General features: G+C 41.0%; 17 protein-coding genes. 7 read left to right on the forward strand and 10 right to left on the reverse strand.

All coding sequences use genetic code 11. The features are described 5' to 3' along the window. Positions 1-13: 13 nt before the first annotated feature. Both ftsZ and lpxC read left to right on the forward strand, forming a co-directional pair. Positions 14-1,258 (forward strand): cell division protein FtsZ, encoded by a 1,245-nt coding sequence (gene ftsZ, locus A7968_RS17540; protein ID WP_064667867.1) that lies wholly within the window; start codon positions 14-16, stop codon positions 1,256-1,258. A 104-nt stretch (positions 1,259-1,362) separates the two neighbouring features. Continuing rightward, a complete protein-coding gene (gene lpxC / locus A7968_RS17545; protein ID WP_016709470.1) occupies positions 1,363-2,274 on the forward strand; it encodes a UDP-3-O-acyl-N-acetylglucosamine deacetylase in 912 nt (303 codons plus the stop codon). A gap of 62 nt (positions 2,275-2,336) precedes the next feature. Here the strand turns inward: lpxC and yjjG are convergent, their stop codons facing one another. The 3 genes from yjjG to A7968_RS17560 all read right to left on the reverse strand — a co-directional run bounded on the left by yjjG (position 2,337) and on the right by A7968_RS17560 (position 4,523). Then, positions 2,337-3,011 (reverse strand): pyrimidine 5'-nucleotidase, encoded by a 675-nt coding sequence (gene yjjG, locus A7968_RS17550; protein ID WP_064667868.1) that lies wholly within the window; start codon positions 3,009-3,011, stop codon positions 2,337-2,339. After that, positions 3,011-3,556, reverse strand: a complete 546-nt coding sequence (gene yjjX, locus A7968_RS17555) for an inosine/xanthosine triphosphatase (protein WP_064667869.1) — start codon at positions 3,554-3,556, stop codon at positions 3,011-3,013. The genes yjjG and yjjX overlap by 1 nt, the downstream gene beginning before the upstream one ends. 67 nt (positions 3,557-3,623) lie before the next feature. Further along, on the reverse strand, positions 3,624-4,523 hold the full coding sequence (locus tag A7968_RS17560; protein WP_016709467.1) for a phosphoribulokinase: 900 nt from the start codon (positions 4,521-4,523) through the stop codon (positions 3,624-3,626). Positions 4,524-4,651: 128 nt separating this feature from the next. Between A7968_RS17560 and A7968_RS17565 the strand changes: the two genes are divergently transcribed. Both A7968_RS17565 and A7968_RS17570 read left to right on the forward strand, forming a co-directional pair. Next, positions 4,652-5,521, forward strand: a complete 870-nt coding sequence (locus tag A7968_RS17565; RefSeq protein ID WP_064667870.1) for a TolB-like translocation protein — start codon at positions 4,652-4,654, stop codon at positions 5,519-5,521. Between the two features lie 71 nt (positions 5,522-5,592). Beyond that, a complete protein-coding gene (locus A7968_RS17570) occupies positions 5,593-5,958 on the forward strand; it encodes a hypothetical protein (RefSeq protein ID WP_064667871.1) in 366 nt (121 codons plus the stop codon). 51 nt (positions 5,959-6,009) lie between these two features. Here the strand turns inward: A7968_RS17570 and A7968_RS17575 are convergent, their stop codons facing one another. From A7968_RS17575 to A7968_RS17600, 6 genes are all read right to left on the reverse strand, one after another. Further along, positions 6,010-8,580 carry a M1 family metallopeptidase gene (locus tag A7968_RS17575; RefSeq protein WP_064667872.1) on the reverse strand — a complete coding sequence of 857 codons (2,571 nt, stop codon included), beginning with the start codon at positions 8,578-8,580 and terminating at the stop codon, positions 6,010-6,012. Positions 8,581-8,706: 126 nt separating this feature from the next. Then, the gene (locus A7968_RS17580) at positions 8,707-9,387 is read right to left on the reverse strand and encodes a site-specific integrase (protein ID WP_064667873.1); all 681 of its coding nucleotides are present in this window, start codon (positions 9,385-9,387) and stop codon (positions 8,707-8,709) included. An 89-nt stretch (positions 9,388-9,476) separates the two neighbouring features. Then, the gene (locus tag A7968_RS17585) at positions 9,477-9,827 is read right to left on the reverse strand and encodes a DUF2750 domain-containing protein (RefSeq protein ID WP_064667874.1); all 351 of its coding nucleotides are present in this window, start codon (positions 9,825-9,827) and stop codon (positions 9,477-9,479) included. A 16-nt stretch (positions 9,828-9,843) separates the two neighbouring features. Then, entirely contained in the window at positions 9,844-10,422 is a 579-nt protein-coding gene (locus A7968_RS17590) for a glutathione S-transferase family protein (RefSeq protein ID WP_064667875.1), read from the reverse strand. A 69-nt stretch (positions 10,423-10,491) separates the two neighbouring features. Next, positions 10,492-10,773: a peptidylprolyl isomerase gene (locus tag A7968_RS17595; RefSeq protein WP_064667876.1), complete on the reverse strand. Its 282-nt coding sequence runs from the start codon at positions 10,771-10,773 to the stop codon at positions 10,492-10,494. A gap of 84 nt (positions 10,774-10,857) precedes the next feature. Continuing rightward, complete coding sequence (locus tag A7968_RS17600) at positions 10,858-11,430, reverse strand: glutathione peroxidase (protein WP_064667877.1); 573 nt, start codon at positions 11,428-11,430, stop codon at positions 10,858-10,860. A 125-nt stretch (positions 11,431-11,555) separates the two neighbouring features. On the opposite strand from A7968_RS17600, the gene A7968_RS17605 reads away from it, so the two are divergent. The 3 genes from A7968_RS17605 to A7968_RS17615 all read left to right on the forward strand — a co-directional run bounded on the left by A7968_RS17605 (position 11,556) and on the right by A7968_RS17615 (position 15,317). After that, positions 11,556-12,044 carry a GNAT family N-acetyltransferase gene (locus tag A7968_RS17605; protein ID WP_064667878.1) on the forward strand — a complete coding sequence of 163 codons (489 nt, stop codon included), beginning with the start codon at positions 11,556-11,558 and terminating at the stop codon, positions 12,042-12,044. A gap of 146 nt (positions 12,045-12,190) precedes the next feature. Beyond that, a complete protein-coding gene (locus A7968_RS17610; RefSeq protein WP_064667931.1) occupies positions 12,191-14,107 on the forward strand; it encodes a hybrid sensor histidine kinase/response regulator in 1,917 nt (638 codons plus the stop codon). A 79-nt stretch (positions 14,108-14,186) separates the two neighbouring features. Further along, positions 14,187-15,317: a response regulator gene (locus A7968_RS17615; RefSeq protein ID WP_064667879.1), complete on the forward strand. Its 1,131-nt coding sequence runs from the start codon at positions 14,187-14,189 to the stop codon at positions 15,315-15,317. Positions 15,318-15,355: 38 nt separating this feature from the next. Here the strand turns inward: A7968_RS17615 and queG are convergent, their stop codons facing one another. Next, the gene (gene queG / locus A7968_RS17620) at positions 15,356-16,489 is read right to left on the reverse strand and encodes a tRNA epoxyqueuosine(34) reductase QueG (RefSeq protein WP_064667880.1); all 1,134 of its coding nucleotides are present in this window, start codon (positions 16,487-16,489) and stop codon (positions 15,356-15,358) included. Positions 16,490-16,524: the final 35 nt, after the last annotated feature.

Genomic DNA, 16,524 nt, shown 5'->3' on the forward strand with positions numbered 1-16,524 from the left:
TCGGAGAGTAAATATGTTTGATATGATGGAACAACACAGCGAAGAAGCTGTCATAAAAGTAATAGGCGTGGGCGGTGGCGGCGGTAACGCAGTCGAGCACATGGTTAAGCAACAAATTGAAGGTGTGCGTTTTATTGCAGCCAATACGGATGCGCAAGCATTACGTAATTCATCGGCAGATATTACTGTACAACTAGGCACGCAGATCACCTCAGGTTTAGGTGCAGGGGCAAACCCAGAAGTTGGCCGTAATTCAGCTGAAGAAGATGCAGATACTATTCGTTCTAGCCTAGAAGGTGCTGATATGGTATTTATCGCCGCAGGTATGGGCGGTGGTACAGGTACTGGTGCTGCACCTGTGGTTGCAAAGATAGCCAAAGAGTTAGGCATTCTAACTGTAGCTGTAGTAACGCGCCCGTTTGATTTTGAAGGTAAAAAGCGTGCAGCAGCGGCTGAACAAGGTATTAACGAATTGTCAGAAATTGTTGATTCGCTTATTACAATTCCTAACAATAAATTGCTTAAAGTATTAGGCAAAGGGACTACACTATTAGATGCGTTCGCGAAAGCGAATGATGTGCTATTTGGTGCGGTACAAGGTATTGCGGAATTGATCACTCGTTCTGGTCTGATCAACGTGGATTTCGCCGACGTACGTACAGTAATGTCAGCAATGGGTACTGCTATGATGGGCACAGCGTCAGCGTCTGGTCCTGATCGTGCACAAGAAGCAGCAGAAGCAGCTATCTCAAGCCCATTACTTGAAGACGTTGATTTAACAGGTGCTAAAGGTATCTTGGTTAATATCACCGCGGGTATGGATATTGCGATTGAAGAGTTTGAAATTGTTGGTAACCACGTTAAAGCATTAGCGTCAGAAAACGCGACAGTTGTTGTGGGTGCCGTGATTGACCCTGAAATGACTGATGAACTACGTGTAACGGTTGTTGCTACTGGCTTAGGTGGCGATCGTCGTCCACAGTTTGGCATTGTTGATAACGGCTTTAAAAAAGCATCAGGTTCTGATGTAAGCGGTTCAGCAGGCCAAACAAGCAGTATGTATGTGCCAAGTTTTGCCAGCCAAGGTAGCAGCGAAGAAGTAACCGCAGCCCCAAGTGTTGAAAAACATGAGCAAAGCATGACAACGCAAAGCAATAGTGGTTTATCAAAAACTAGCGAAAGCAGTAAGAAGTCTGATAAATCAGAAGGTGGCGATTATTTCGACATCCCTGCGTTTTTAAGAAAACAGGCTGATTAAGCAAATAAATAAAATTATTTTGCTTGAAAAGTAATCGAATTTGGCAGCTGGTCGTATATGTGATACAATCGGTAGTCTAACTGTAACTATAAGTGAGCGAAGCTATGATTAAACAGCGTACGATTGCAGAAATAGTCAAAGCCATAGGAATTGGACTTCATAAAGGTGAGAAGGTCACAATAACTCTCCGACCTGCGAGCGCAAATACTGGGATTGTATTTCGTCGTGTCGACCTTGATCCGGTTGTTGATTTTGAAACAACGCCTGAAGCCGTTGGCGATACGCAATTGTGTACCTGTTTAACCAACAAAGATGGCGTTCGCTTATCTACAACTGAGCACCTTATTGCTGCGGTAGCGGCAATGGGTATTGATAATCTGATCGTTGAATTAGATAGCTCAGAAGTGCCAATTATGGATGGTAGTGCATTACCATTTATATATTTGTTACAAAAAGGCGGCATTGCAGAGCAAAATGCGGCTAAGCGCTTTATTCGTATTAAAGAAAAAGTACGTATTGAAGAAGGTGATAAATGGGCCGAGATCGAACCATATGATGGTTTCCATATCGACTTTGAAATTGCTTTTGACCACCCGGCAATAAATGAAAGCCGCCAACGTATCGGTTTAGATATCACGGCACAAAGCTTCACTGAAGAAATTAGCCGCGCACGTACTTTCGGTTTTATGAAAGACATTGAATACATGCATGCAAATAACCTAGCTTTAGGTGGCAGCATGGACAACGCTGTTGTATTGGATGAGTTTAAAGTGCTTAATCCTAATGGCCTGCGTTATAGCGATGAGTTTGTTAAGCATAAGATCTTAGACTGTGTTGGTGACATGTTTATGACAGGTCATAACATTTTAGGCAAAATTACTGCCTATAAGTCAGGTCATGACTTAAACAACAAGTTACTTCGTAAAATTATGGCAACAGAGTCAGCATGGGAATGGGCTACATTCGATACCCCAGTTACTATGCCAGCACCGGGCCTAGAGGTAGCGACAGCTTAATCGCAACCGCTTATAACAGTTACAAAAAATGACGCTAACCAGCGTCATTTTTTTTGCTTTTTCTACAAGCCTAAAAGCCTTTGCAATTGCACTAGTTCAGTTACTTGGTAGGTTGGTTTTATACCCGCAGGTAACTCTACATTAGGGTGCTGTAACCAACAGCTATCAATACCTGCATTTTGTGCACCGAGTATATCGCTGCTTGCAGTATCACCAACCATTAAAATTTTTGCTTTATCTGGGTTACCCATCAAATCAAATGTATGCTGAAAAATTTCTAGCGCAGGTTTTGCTATCCCTACTTGCTCTGAGATTACCAGCCAATCAAACATATCTTTTAACCCCGTGTGCGCTAAGCGACGAGCTTGTAGCTGGGTAAAACCATTAGTAATGATACCAAGCTTTGCATGAGGTTTTAGCTTTGTCAGCAGCTCTACAGCGCCTGGTAAAGGCTGGCAGATTTCAGCCATGGCAGTTAAAAAATCATCATTGAGCTGTTGTGCGGGGACCCCTAGTTTAGCAGCCCACTCGCTAAAGCGAGTTATTTGTAAGTGCGACGCTGTTATTTTATTGTCTTGATAGGCAAGCCACAGTGATTTATTGGTTAGTTGATAATGCTGGTAATCACTTTCTGTAAAGTCCACGGCGTAATTGGTGAACATTCTTTTTAAGCCTGCATAGGCATTGAAGCTGAATAAGGTTTCATCGGCGTCAAATAGTACATGGGTATACTTCATTAAACTTCCTTAGCATAAAGTGCAGGGTGCAAAAAAGGCGCCATGGCAAGTGTGAGTGCTTGGGTGTAGGTACTTTCGCGGGTAGCATGGTGATTGGTTAATAAGCCTATTGCTCCACCTTGCTGTTTGATGTTGCTGGTATTAAATGCATTATCCATCACATCACCAAGCTCTTTACCTTGTAATAACGCGTTATACAGACTTAGTGGTAAAGGCAGGTTACTGCTGCGGCCAATTACGCGCTGCTGGTTATTGGCAATCACCACAAATGCAAAGGTTGCAGGGCCATAACTAAACTGCTCAGCACCACCTTCCATTGCTACGTAAAAATCGGCTTGGTGATACTGTTGGCAATACAGTACACGGTTTTCTGCGCCAATACGGGTTTCGTCTTCACCGATAGGCTGATCTGGTACTTGAGAAGGGGCATCAACCCCTTGGCAATCAATGGTCATAGCAGGGTAATAGAGGGAGAAAATACTGCGGGCAGCATTTATTTTTACCGGATTTTTGGAACCGACGAGAATGCGTAATGTCTCTGTCATGCTGACATCTCCTTTTATGATGAAGTCAGCAGTTTACATAAGCTATGTATTTCAGCAAGGGTATTTCTTAAATAGGCAAGTCAACTGGGGCTAATTCAGCAAGTGCGCGCTTTTTAAGAATAATATCTTTGATAAGAGGGGTTAGTACTAACTCCATGGCGAGTCCCATTTTTCCGCCTGGAACCACCAAGGTGTTGATCCGCGACATAAAGCTGCCTTCAATCATACGTAGGTAATACGGGAAGTCGACGTCATCTATACCACGAAAGCGAATAACCACAAAGCTTTCATCAAGGGACGGAATATCTTTGGCGCTAAATGGATTAGACGTATCAACTGTTGGTACACGTTGAAAGTTTATATGCGTGCGTGAGAACTGTGGCGTAATATGATTAATGTAATCATCCATACTGCGCACTATTGAGCCCATTACGGCTTCTCGAGAGTGACCACGTTCAGAGGTGTCACGGATCAGCTTTTGGATCCACTCAAGGTTAATAATTGGCACCATGCCAATGAGTAAGTCGACATGTTTTGCGACATCATGATCTTCATCGACAACGCCGCCATGCAGTCCTTCGTAGAATAAGATATCAGTACTTGCTTCTAATTCTTGCCATGGTGTAAAGGTACCAGGTAGTTGATTATATGGTACGGCTTCATCAAAAGTGTGCAAATAACGACGTAACTTACCAGCGCCGGTATCGCCATAAGTGCTAAATAAGCTTTCAAGCGCGCCAAAGTCATTCGCTTCACGACCAAAGTAACTTATGTGCTTTCCTTCTTGTTGTGCTTCGCGAACTTTTTTATCCATCTCAGGGCGAGTATAGCGATGAAAGCTGTCGCCTTCTATAAATGCGGCCTCAATATTAAGACTACGAAATATATGCTTAATAGCACTTGTCGTGGTGGTAGTACCTGCACCAGATGAACCAGTGATCGCAATAATAGGATGTTTAGCTGACATAATTGTTCTCGTTTTAAGTAGCTCTGTAGTTATAAGGCGAAGTGAGGGGGTAGGTCAAGTGACATATCGTTGGGTATAACCATAAAATAGCGCTATTATATGCTCGATAAAAATAATTAGAGAATGATATGAAATTGATTTCACCATGGTTAAGTCTAGTTGCCACTCTTGTTACTATCCCTCATACGGCTTTGGCTGCGATGCCAAAGAGCGAAATTCTGCTTGCTAAACTTAACACGGAATACGGGTTACAAGTAAGCCGTATAACTAATAATGATGTTTATAATAACCAACCGTTACTTACTCAAAGCGGTATTTATTTCACTAAAGAAGTGCTTACTGATGGGCAAAGCCAAACCGATCTGGCTTTTTATGATTTTAGCAATCAGCAAGTTGTAGACATAACAAATACACCTGTCAGTGAATACTCGCCAACGTTAACCCCAACTGGTAATGCACTTTCAGCAATCGTGGTTGAGGCTGATGGAAAGCAAAAATTATGGCAATACCCGTTTGATCATAACATAACACCGAGTCGTATTTTTGAGTGGGTAGAGCCGGTTGGTTACCATGCTTGGGGAGCTAAAAATGACATGGTAATGTTTATTTTAGGTGAACCTCATACCTTACAATATACTCAGGTAGCTGCAGCGAAGCCGAAAGTGGTTGCTGAGCATATTGGCCGTACGTTGACATATAATCATGCATTAGCTGCCTATACATTTAGTTATAACAAAGCACAACAGCACTGGTTAGCCAGTTATGATCCGCAAGAGAATACCGTTACTGATTTGTTTCGTTTACCGCAGCATGTACAAGATTACGCATTTAAAGATACTAATACGGTTATTTATGCTGTAGATAATCGTGTTTACCAACGTCAGTTAAATAATCCAGAACAGGTTTCACTGTGGCTTGATTTAACGCCTTACTGCGATAGTAATATTACCCGTATGAGTTATTTGAATGACCAGCTTGCCTTTGTATGCGCTAAATAAGATAAAACTTTGCAAGAACTTAGCTGTACTGTAGTTTACAGCTAACAGCCTAATGAGAAATAAGGATAACCATGTCAGCTAGTCCAGAGCAAATCAATGAGCAACTAATAGCATCAGAGTGCCGCAGTAATTTTAAAATTAAAAATATCACTGAATACATGTTACCTAAATCAAAAGAAGCTATTTATTTGCATATAGAAGGGGGGCAAGCTAAGTTAGTACTTCGTCCTGCTTTAGAAGTTTTTAGTGATGATTTTAATAAAATAGAAGGCGTTAGCCGTATCGCTGGTTTTTTTCATAGTAGTGAAATGACTCGCTTTCCAACTCGTATATTTAAAAGCACCAACCCAATTCATTATGGTATTGGTTTTAAGATGACTAGCGTTGAAGGCGCTAAAGACTTTATCACATCGCTGATTAAGATTATCAACGGCTAGGTTACAGTTAAGCAATATAAAAAACGGCAAGTCACTGGCTTGCCGTACAAATTAACGTTTTAAGAAGCTATTAACAGAATCTAATTCACGTTCCTTAAGTGAAATACAATTATTCACGCTTTCTTCAAGTTTGCTTAATGTACGCGCATAACCTGGTTCGTCAGCAATTTTACTCATAAAGAAGCTTTGTGTTTTTGCTAAGCTGCTAGCGCTACAACCTGAGGTTGTAAAGTAAGGCAGATTAGGCACAAAGAATGGTGGCAAGTTGGCCGCTACTTTATCGTAATTCTCATATACCCAATTGATAAATAAGCTTTCACGAGGTTTGCTATACATCTGACCTGACATGATCGTACGCATGTCAGATGCCGTGACGTCGTCAGTTAAGCTGTAATTTAATACCTTAGTTTGCAATTCTGCTTTACCAAAGTAACTCATAGCCTCGAGCATTTTAGTGCGCACTTGCGGATCTTTAGTGGTTTTAAAGGTATTTATATAGGCATCAAGTAAGTTTTGGTCACCATGAAATGCCGCTAAGTTTAAGTAAGTTGACGCTAAATATGGATCAACTTTTTCAGGATTATTTAAGTAAACTCGCGCTTGTGCTTTGGCGGTGTTTATAACGCTTTTGTCTTCACCATCAAAGCCTAAACGTGTCACTACTTGCGTACGTAATTGCGAGATTGCCGCATCTTCATCTACTTTTGCAGTTAAACCATACTGTTTTGCTGCAGGCATGATGCTTTTACGAATAAACTCAGGCCATAGGTCTTGGTTGCTTTCATCTTCAAAAGTACGTTTTTGTGCAGCTAAATAGCCCAGCGCAGTGTTGGCAACGCGAGGATGTTTATCGCTAACGAATACTTCTAGGGTCTGCATTAAATGGGCTGCTGAAATAACACCGGCATCTAATAATGCATCAGCAGCTGACAGAAGCGCTAAACGCTCACGTACGCTGAGTGATTCGGCTGCATGATCAATTAATGAAGCAAACTGTTTATCATCCATTACCCAGCGGTAATAACCCAAAGCGCCTTGATCTGGATAAATCCACTCTGGCTCAAACTCAAGTTCAACCGTTTGCTTGGCTTTACTCAGTAATACATTAGCGGTTTTAACTTTGTCACCCGCACCGTATTTAATTGCCACAGGTACATTCCAAAGTTGCGCAGGCGCGTCAACTCCGGCATTTGTAAAGCGGCTTTGATCAATCGTCAGTGTTTTACCTTGCTGAGTTACTTTAACAAGCGGAAATGAAGACTGTTCGATGAACGATTTTAATACGCTTGCTACATCTTTGTTTGATGCTTTACCGAGTGCTTGCCATAAATCAGCCGCTTCAGCATTTTTATAGGAGAACTCTTTTAAATATGCTTGGATACCTCGTTGGAATGCTTCTTCGCCAATCCAGTTTTCAACCATCGCAAGCACTGAGCTTCCTTTGCTGTACGCAAGCCCTAAGCCATCCATAATATCAGCTTCAGTTTTGATCGGCTTACGAATTGGTTTAGTGCTTAAACGCGCATCTAATGCCATTACATTATTTTGCGGTAGGTCTAAATGTGACTCAAACTCAGGGTTTAGTTGCGCTGTTATTTTTGCCGCCATCCAACTTGCAAACGCTTCATTTAGCCATAAGTCATTCCACCATTGCATGGTGACTAAGTTACCGTACCATTGGTGAGCAAGCTCGTGGGCAATAATTGACACATTACGTTGCTTTTTACTGCGTGTAGCGGTGGCTAAATCAAGCAGTAAAATATCTTCACGGTAGGTCACTAAACCAGCATTTTCCATCGCGCCAAATGGAAACTCTGGCACGGCCACTGAATCTAGCTTTTTATATACGTATGGAATGCCAAAATAATCTTCAAGGGCCGCCAATACTTTTGGCATTGCTTGCTCGGCATATGCGCCTAAATGAATTTTACCTTGTGGGGTGATCACACGCCCAGGAATAGGCATGCCTTTGACTTCACGCTCTTCAAATGGACCCACAGCCATCGCCACTAAATACGATGGAATTGGCGGGGTCTTATCAAAGTAGTGGGTAGTCATTTCACCATTTTTAGTGGTTTTTAGTTCTGGGGTGTTGGCATACACTTTTTGTGAGCTAGGCGCTGTAATGGTGAGTTGAAATGGAATTTTATAGCTTGGCTCATCGAATACTGGGAAAGCTCGGCGCGCATCGCTCATTTCAAACTGAGTAAATAAGTAAGGCACACCTTGATCTAAGGTTTTATATAAACCAACACTTTGGCGGTTATAAGGTGCAGTAAAATCAACTTTTAGCGTGTATTTGCCGGGTTGAATTTGTTCTTCACAGCTGAACTTAACTTTGCCAGTTTTAAGCATCTCAGTGCTTAGAACACAGTTTTCATCACCTAATAATTTTGCCATTTGTGTTGCATAGTCAACACCGTTAAGCTCAATATAGTGAGTTGGTTTTAGTACTTCAAGGGCTATCTCGGTCATCCCTGAAAAACTATCTTGAGCAGGGTCGAGGGTTAAAGAAACGTGTTGTGAGCTTGGTTTGGCGAGTTTTTCGAGGACAAACTCATTAGCATGGGCTGAACTGACGGCAACGGCCACACTCAGAGTCAGTAGACTTTTTATAAACATAGGGCACCTGGATTTTTCTTGTTAGAAGTTATGTACCAAAGCTTTAGAAATAGCGCTCTGGCGTCGTCATTTCTATCCTAGCAGTTTTTTATCGAAGAGTAATGAGCTAGTTAGTAACAAAGTTTGTCAGACTGCGTGACGCTGTACAAAGCGCTGCCAGTGGAGCTGTGGATTAACGATTCGAAGCTGTTGGATGATATAATTTAACTGCGGTACTTCGTTAAACTCTTGCGGTTCATATTCATTAAAGCCAAGTAGATAATTAAAGGCATCTTTATTATTTGCCTGTATGGCATAAATGCGAATTTGCTGTTCAAAGTTGAGCCTTAGGCTACTAACCGCAGTTTTCATACCGAGTTGATCAATGCTGGGGATATCACACTTTTGTAAGTACCCCGCGCGCTCTCCTTCGCCAGAGAACCAAATACGCACTTTTTCACTGTAACGACCTGATTTTGAAGGTAAGTCAAACAATAAACGAGTGTGGTTCTGCTGTTTAACTAAGTTGATGTAGTCATTTAAACCGGCATCAAACAAGGCTTGGTGAATAGGCACAATACGCGCCTTAATTTTACCGTGAGTATGAAAGTGAAAACAGACCACTTGTTGGTGTTCAACAATGTCAGCCAATTGCAAATGACCAATTTCGTCACTGTAGGCGCCGCTATAATAGGCGATTAATGGCAGCCAAAAGTGCCAATGTTTTGCTTGTTCACGAGGTAGGCGTTGATCACCATAAATATAGCCATGGTAAAGCGTATGTAGTTCCATAGCGGAAAAAGGGCGACGACCAAGATGGGATTTCAACGTAATACCCTGAAAGTAAATATGTGCGTTAGTTTATACCCAAGTGTTTGGGAAATAAACCAACGCAGTAAAGCAATGTTAAATATTGCTTATTCGCTCAATGCGCGTGCTAATCCGACTGGTTCAATTTCTACACAGACTTGATCATCGTTCCAATTTAGGCCTACAAGCGCATCATCTTCTTTTAGGTCTTCAACCCAGTCATCTAAAAATTCATCTAAGGTGATTTCAAGCGGGCTGTAATCAGCCCATTCTTCTTTACACTGGGCTTTTGCAGAGGCTTCGCTTTCCCATAAGAGCAGCACATCGGTGTTTTCAAATTGGTTAGAATCACAAACCACAAAACCGCCATCTTCAGCACCTAGTGCCCAAAGTTTCTCACTTAGACGTACTTTTTCAACAAAACTTACTAGTTCTGATTCTATTTCGATATCACTCATATGTTTACCCTTAATGTTAATTACGTGGATCGGTTTGTTGCACTGCTTGGTGTTGAGCAAATGAATGATAAAACGCCATTAGCTCAGTATGTGCTGTGAGATCCGTTAATTCGCGGAAGCAAATCCAATCAAGTAAGCAGTATAAACTGATGCACAAGTATTCACAGCTTTTAAATTCCGCATCTGCAAAATGGTTATTTAAATAGCTTAATGTTTCAGCAATGCGTTCATTTTGTAGATTAAAAAATAATTTATCATCCTGCGTATCGAATCCTGAACGCTGACAAAGTAATAGCTCAACGAGTGAATCATTGCATGCATTAATGATTGTTAGCAGATGCTCTTGTTGCCAATTCAGAGGTGTTTGATTGTGCTGTTCGAGCAAAAAGCGGATGATGTTATTTGAATCCGCCAAAGTTTGCTGCTGGGTGATTAGCACTGGAATTTTTCGGGCAGGATTATTTTGTATCATCAGCTGACGATCAGTGTCTGAAAAAATATCTAAGTTGATAAACTCAAGACTACATTGATTTAACAGCGCCCAAATACGAATGCGGCGCACAAATGGTGAGGTTGTTGAGCCTAATAATTGCATATGCTTACCTGTAAGATAAAAATAAAGCCGCATAGGCGGCTTTCATTTTGGTTAGTGATAAAACTAACGTTATTCTGAGCGGCTGGTTACTTCAAGTAAGTGGTAGCCAAACTGAGTTTGTACTGGACCTTGCACTTGATTTAGTGGTGCTGAAAATACCACTTTATCAAATTCAGGAACCATCATGCCTGGGCCAAATTCACCTAGCGCGCCACCATCCTGACCGGAAGGGCAGTTAGAATGTACTTTTGCTAATTCTGCGAAGTCTTCACCTTGCTCAATTTTGCTTTTTAAATCTAAGCAATGCGCTTCGCTGTCTACTAATATGTGTCTTGCACTTGCCACTGTCATAAAATCTCCCGTTTAAAGTGGTGTTTTTTTAATCAAACCTTCAGTTATTCTAGTCTAATACTAATGCCTTGTACCAGTATTAATTTAAATATCTAAAATTGCCTGTTCAACGGCTTTCACAATAGCGTCTGAATCTGGTTTGGCTTTGCTGTTAAAACGGGTCACCTGTTTACGATCTGCAGAGACTAGATATTTATAGAAATTCCAATTGGGTGAGCTAGTTTCGGCATTTAAATGTTTAAAAATAGGATTCGCATCACTGCCGCGTACTTCGCTGGTAGCAAACATCGGGAAGGTTACACCATAGTTGATAAAGCACACTTTTGCGGTGTCTTTTTCATCATCTTCTTCTTGAAAAAAATCATCCGATGGAAACCCTAAGATCACTAAACCTTGGTCTTGATATTTTTGATAAAGTGCTTCTAATCCTTCAAATTGCGGAGTAAAGCCACAATTGCTAGCGGTATTAACGATTAATAAAGGTTTGTTCTTAAATTGGCATAGGTTTATGCTTTCTTTAGAGCGTAACTTACGCATACTGACATTGGTAAAGTCATCGCATTGGGCTTCGGACGTTGCAGTCGTTGAGCTGGTTTCAGCATGGACATAGATGCTGCTACTAAATAATGCGGTACAGAGTAATAATTTTTTAAACATAGCGATTCCTTAACTTGTTGTGGCTGATCACCCTGGATAGCAGTCTACCGTTTATTTTTCAGTAGTGTGAGTGTAACTCATACGTTACTATGCAATGAATTGATCAATAACCACAAAAAAATTTAATGACAACTCGATTAGCGACTAGTAAAGATTTATCGGCCATCGTTGCAATTTATAACGAAACCATTGCCAGCAGAATGGTCACCGCTGATACTGAAGAGGTGACAGTAGCACAAAAACAAAGTTGGTTTGATAGCCATACTTCGCTGCGCCCTATTTATGTGTATGAGCAAAATGCCAAAGTGGTTGCGTGGTTGAGTTATAAATCATTTTATGGTCGCCCAGCTTATGATGGCACTGTTGAGATCAGTATCTATATTACTAGCAGTGCGCAAGGACAAGGACTGGGCAAGTACTTACTTGAATTTGCAGAAAAACAAGCCAAGCCACTCAATATTAAAGTGTTACTAGCCTTTATATTTAGCCACAATATCCCGAGTATTAAACTGTTTGAAGCGTTTAAATATCAACAATGGGGAAAGTTGCCCAACGTGGCTATAATGGATGGTGATCACTACAGCTTAACAATATTGGGTAAGCATTTAGAATAGTGTTTTTTAGTTATACTAGGAAAATAATCTTTTTGATTATGTGAATACAGAAAACTTAGGCTACGCTTTTATCAAGTTAAGTGGATGAAAGTGTGGTCTTGGTAGTGCGGAAAATATTAATTGTTGATAGCAGTAGTGTTTTAGCAATGCGGATCAAGGTATTGCTAGAATTAATTGGCTGTGAAGTCGAATTAATTCATTTTTCAATGCTAAAAGAATGCACTGCATTTAACGCTTACGATTTAGTGGCTATTGCACATGGTGTACCAGTTGCAATAGCCAGTTTATTAGTTGCAGAGGTAAGCTCCGAACATATTTTGCTGCTGGCACCTAAAGTTGAAAATAGTGAGCAGCTATCTGCTTTTAGTGAGCTAAACCGACTTGTACCAAATGCGATTGTAATTTACCCCTTCTTCGCAAATAAAGAAATTAGCACTTTGCTGGAGAGCGTGTTAGAGCTTGGCGCTGATAGCGCTTTACAGTTACCCACAGTGTTATTGGTTGATCATATCCCTGAGCGGCTTGAAAAAGTAGCGAGCAGTTTGTTAGGCGCTCATATCAAAACCATTACCGCCAATAGTATTAGCTCTGCGGTTAGTCAATCGCATGGGCATAAAATTGATCTGTTACTCAGTGATTTTAGCTTACCTGATGGTTCTGGTATCGAAGTATATGTAACACTCAAGGCTCACCATCCGCAATGTCGTTGTTTACTTTTCACCTCTAAGCCAAATCAAGTGTCAATGATTGAAGCAATTCGTCAAGGTGTTGAAGACGTATTAGTAAAGCCCATCAATGAAAATATGTTACTGCAATCGGTGCATAAGCTTTGGCAAACCGAGTTATTAAAGCGCCACAATATTGAGCTGGTCGAGCGCTTACAAGATACAGTTGATGCCCTCATAGAGAAAGATAGTTTGCTACGGGTTATTTATAAGCACACGCCTGATGCGATCATGCTATTTGCGCGAAATGGCGAAGTGATTGAAGCAAATGATGCTTGTTCAAAACTTTTTCGGTTATCCGCAAAAGAGCTTCAGGGTCGCTCGGTGTTTACTTTGTTAGATGGTTCCTCTGCTGAAAAAATTAGCGGGAAAGTCGCGACGTTAAATCAAAATCGGCAATTTAGTTGTGATCTGTATCTGCCAATGGAAGAGGGGGATGGCATACCGCTAGTTGGCTCGTTTAATGAGATTGATCACCACGGCGAAATTGCTCTGGCGGTGATTTTTAAAAACGTTACGCATCTTAAACATAAAGAAGATCTATTACTTGAAGCAAAAGATATGCTTGAAGAGCAAGTAAGAGCCCGTACCTCACAGTTAGAGCATGCCAAAAATGTTGCTGAAGAAGCAAACCATAGTAAGTCAGAATTTCTTGCCAATATGTCCCATGAATTGCGTACCCCTATGCATTCAATTTTAAGTTTTGCCCGTTTTGGTTTAGATAAGCTTAGCAAAGGGGATATGGCGGTCGAAAAATTACAAAAATATTTGTCGCGGATCGAATGCAGTGGTGAACGGTTACTGTCATTACTTAATAATTTACTCGACTTATCGAAATTGGATGTGGGTAAATTTCCTTTTAATCCGCGCCCACATAATCTTAATAGTATTGTTAAAACCAGTATTGATGATGTATCAGGTACTGCGATGGAAAAAGAAATTGAGGTACGGTTTTTACCACCAAAATCCCCAGTCATTATTGACTGTGATGAAGCACAAATAAGTCAGCTGTTGCGCAATATATTAGGAAATGCGTTGAAATTCAGTGAACCACATAGTCACATTGAAGTCATTTTAACTAATCAGCAAGAGCAAGTCATTATTGAAGTGGTCGATAGTGGCATCGGTATACCCGACGATGAACTTGAACATGTATTTGCAAAATTTGTACAGAGTAGTAAAACGAATAGCGGGGCTGGTGGAACTGGGCTGGGCCTGGCTTTATGTCGTGAGTTTGTCGCATTACATGATGGGGAAATTACTGCTCATAATAACAGTTACGGAGGGACTACTATTCGTATCTCTTTGCCTTTTGAAATAAAAAATTCAGTTAAGTGAAATAAATTACTTAGTCGTACTGGTAAGTGCATTGTTTACGACTAAACTATTAAAATGAATTGTAAAATGGATGATTATAATGCCTTTAACACGAATACTAGCTGTTGATGACGAGCCTTTTAATTTAGAAATTATAGAAGAGATATTGCTCGATCTTGAGTTTGAGTTGAAGATGGTTAATAGTGGGCCTGAGTGCCTCGCTACAGTGGAAGGATTTGCACCGCAGGTTATTTTACTGGATGTGAGTATGCCACAAATGAACGGCTATGAGGTGTGTCGAAAACTAAAAGCAAACCCCAACACTGCGCATATTATAGTAATGTTTGTGTCAGCCAGAGGCACAGTAGAAGAACGTATGGAAGGGTATTCTGTCGGTGGCGAGGATTACATTGTTAAGCCGTTTGGTCACGATGAACTGAGATCAAAATTGAAGATCTTGAATCAAGTGATCATTGATAAAGAGAATCTTGAACAGCAAGTTGAAGATGCTACTTCCACAGCATTTAATGCCATGGCAAATAGCAGTGAAATGGGACAAATCGTAAATTATATTGAAAATATAGGAACGATTAATAATACTAAAGCGCTCGGAGAGGCTTTAGTTCACTGTTTAAAATCATTTGATCTACAAAGTAATGTTGAGTTTAGAACCCCTCTTGCTGCCCCTCAGCACTTCGCCTTAAATGGCGCATGTTCACCTATTGTAATTGAGTTGTTTGATATGCTTAAACACAAGGGGCGATTGCATGAATTTTCTCATCGGATCTTAGTTAACTATGAACTGATTAGTTTATTGATTTTAAACATGCCAGATCATGATCCTGACAAACACGGACGAATTCGTGATCATGTTTGCTTTATTGTCAGTGTTACAGAGCAACAGCTACGAGCAATTATGACTCGTGCAGCTTTAGAGTCCCAACAAGCTAAGCTAAATGATGCGATCACTATGATTAATAGTAAATTTCATGGCTTAATTGAACTATTAAATGACAATCGCAAGAATAACGAAGCGGTATTTAAGCGCCTACAAGAAGAGCTTGAAGAGAGAATTCCTTCAATGGGACTTGATGAAGATCAGGAAGTGTTTATTTATCGTAAAGTCGATGAAACGATTCAAAACTCAGTGGCTCGAGAAGAGTCTGTTAAGGGCGTAAAAGCGGCATTTCATGAAATTGAGCAAGACCTATCTATTTTGTTGAAACAGTAACACCGTTACCACAAACTAGATGAGCAACAAATGTGAACTTACGCATCTCTTGGCAGGCCTTTTTCTACGATACGTATTAAGCGCGCAGTTTTTCGTAATAATTTTTCTTGTTTTGAATGTTGCTGTTCAAGTGCCCAATCAATATGCTCTTTTACCAACTCTGTTGAATCATCTCGGGTAGCGGTAAGTGCATCAACAATTGTTTGACTAAACTGGGCATTACCTAAACCTACGGCGATATTACGACGCCAGCGCTCATGGCCAATGCGGCGAATTGGACTGCCCTCGGTATTTTTTAAAAAGGTGGCTTCATCCCAGCTAAATAATTCAAGTAGGTCTTTGTCTTTTAATTGCTTGCGTGGATGAAAGTCAGCTTCATCGGTGATTTGTCCATAACGATTCCACGGGCAGACCAGTTGGCAGTCGTCACAACCATAAACACGATTGCCCAGTAATGGTCGATATTGTTCAGGAATAGCGCCTTGCAGCTCAATCGTTAAATAAGAGATACATTTACGCGCATCTACTACATAAGGCTCAACAATAGCGCCGGTAGGGCATAAAGTTATGCAAGCAACACATTTACCGCAGCCTTCAAATTCATTGGGTTTATCAATAGGCAGTGGAATATCAACAAATAGCTCACCTAAAAAGAACCAAGATCCGGCTTCTTTATTGATCAATAAACTGTGTTTTCCCTGCCAACCCAGTCCGGCTTTTTCAGCTAGTTGTCGCTCAAGCACGGGAGCTGAGTCAACAAAAGGGCGAAAGCCTAATTGATCAACATGCTGCTCTATTTTTTGACCAAGTTGTTTAATTCGATTACGCATTAGTTTGTGGTAATCACGGCCAAGTGCATAGCGGCTAATATACGCTTTATCGGTATTTTTAAGGGTTTTAGCAAAGCTTGCATCTGGGGGGAGGTAGTTCATTTTAACCGAAATGACGCGCACAGTGCCTGGTACCAGCTCGGCGGGGCGAGCGCGTTTCATGCCATGGGCGGCCATATAATCCATTTCACCGTGATAGCCTAAGTCTAGCCAACGTTGTAGCTGAACTTCATGTTTGCTCAAGTCAATATCAGTAATACCCGCTTCACTAAAGCCAAGCTCTAAGGCCCACTTCTTTATTTCTAAAGCAAGTTGTTTGTAATCAGGGGATAGGCTAGTCACACGGGCACATCATGGTTAAAAAATCGCTGCGCAAT

Source organism: Pseudoalteromonas prydzensis (assembly GCF_001661495.1).
In the GTDB taxonomy this organism is placed as follows: Bacteria; Pseudomonadota; Gammaproteobacteria; order Enterobacterales; family Alteromonadaceae; genus Pseudoalteromonas; species Pseudoalteromonas prydzensis.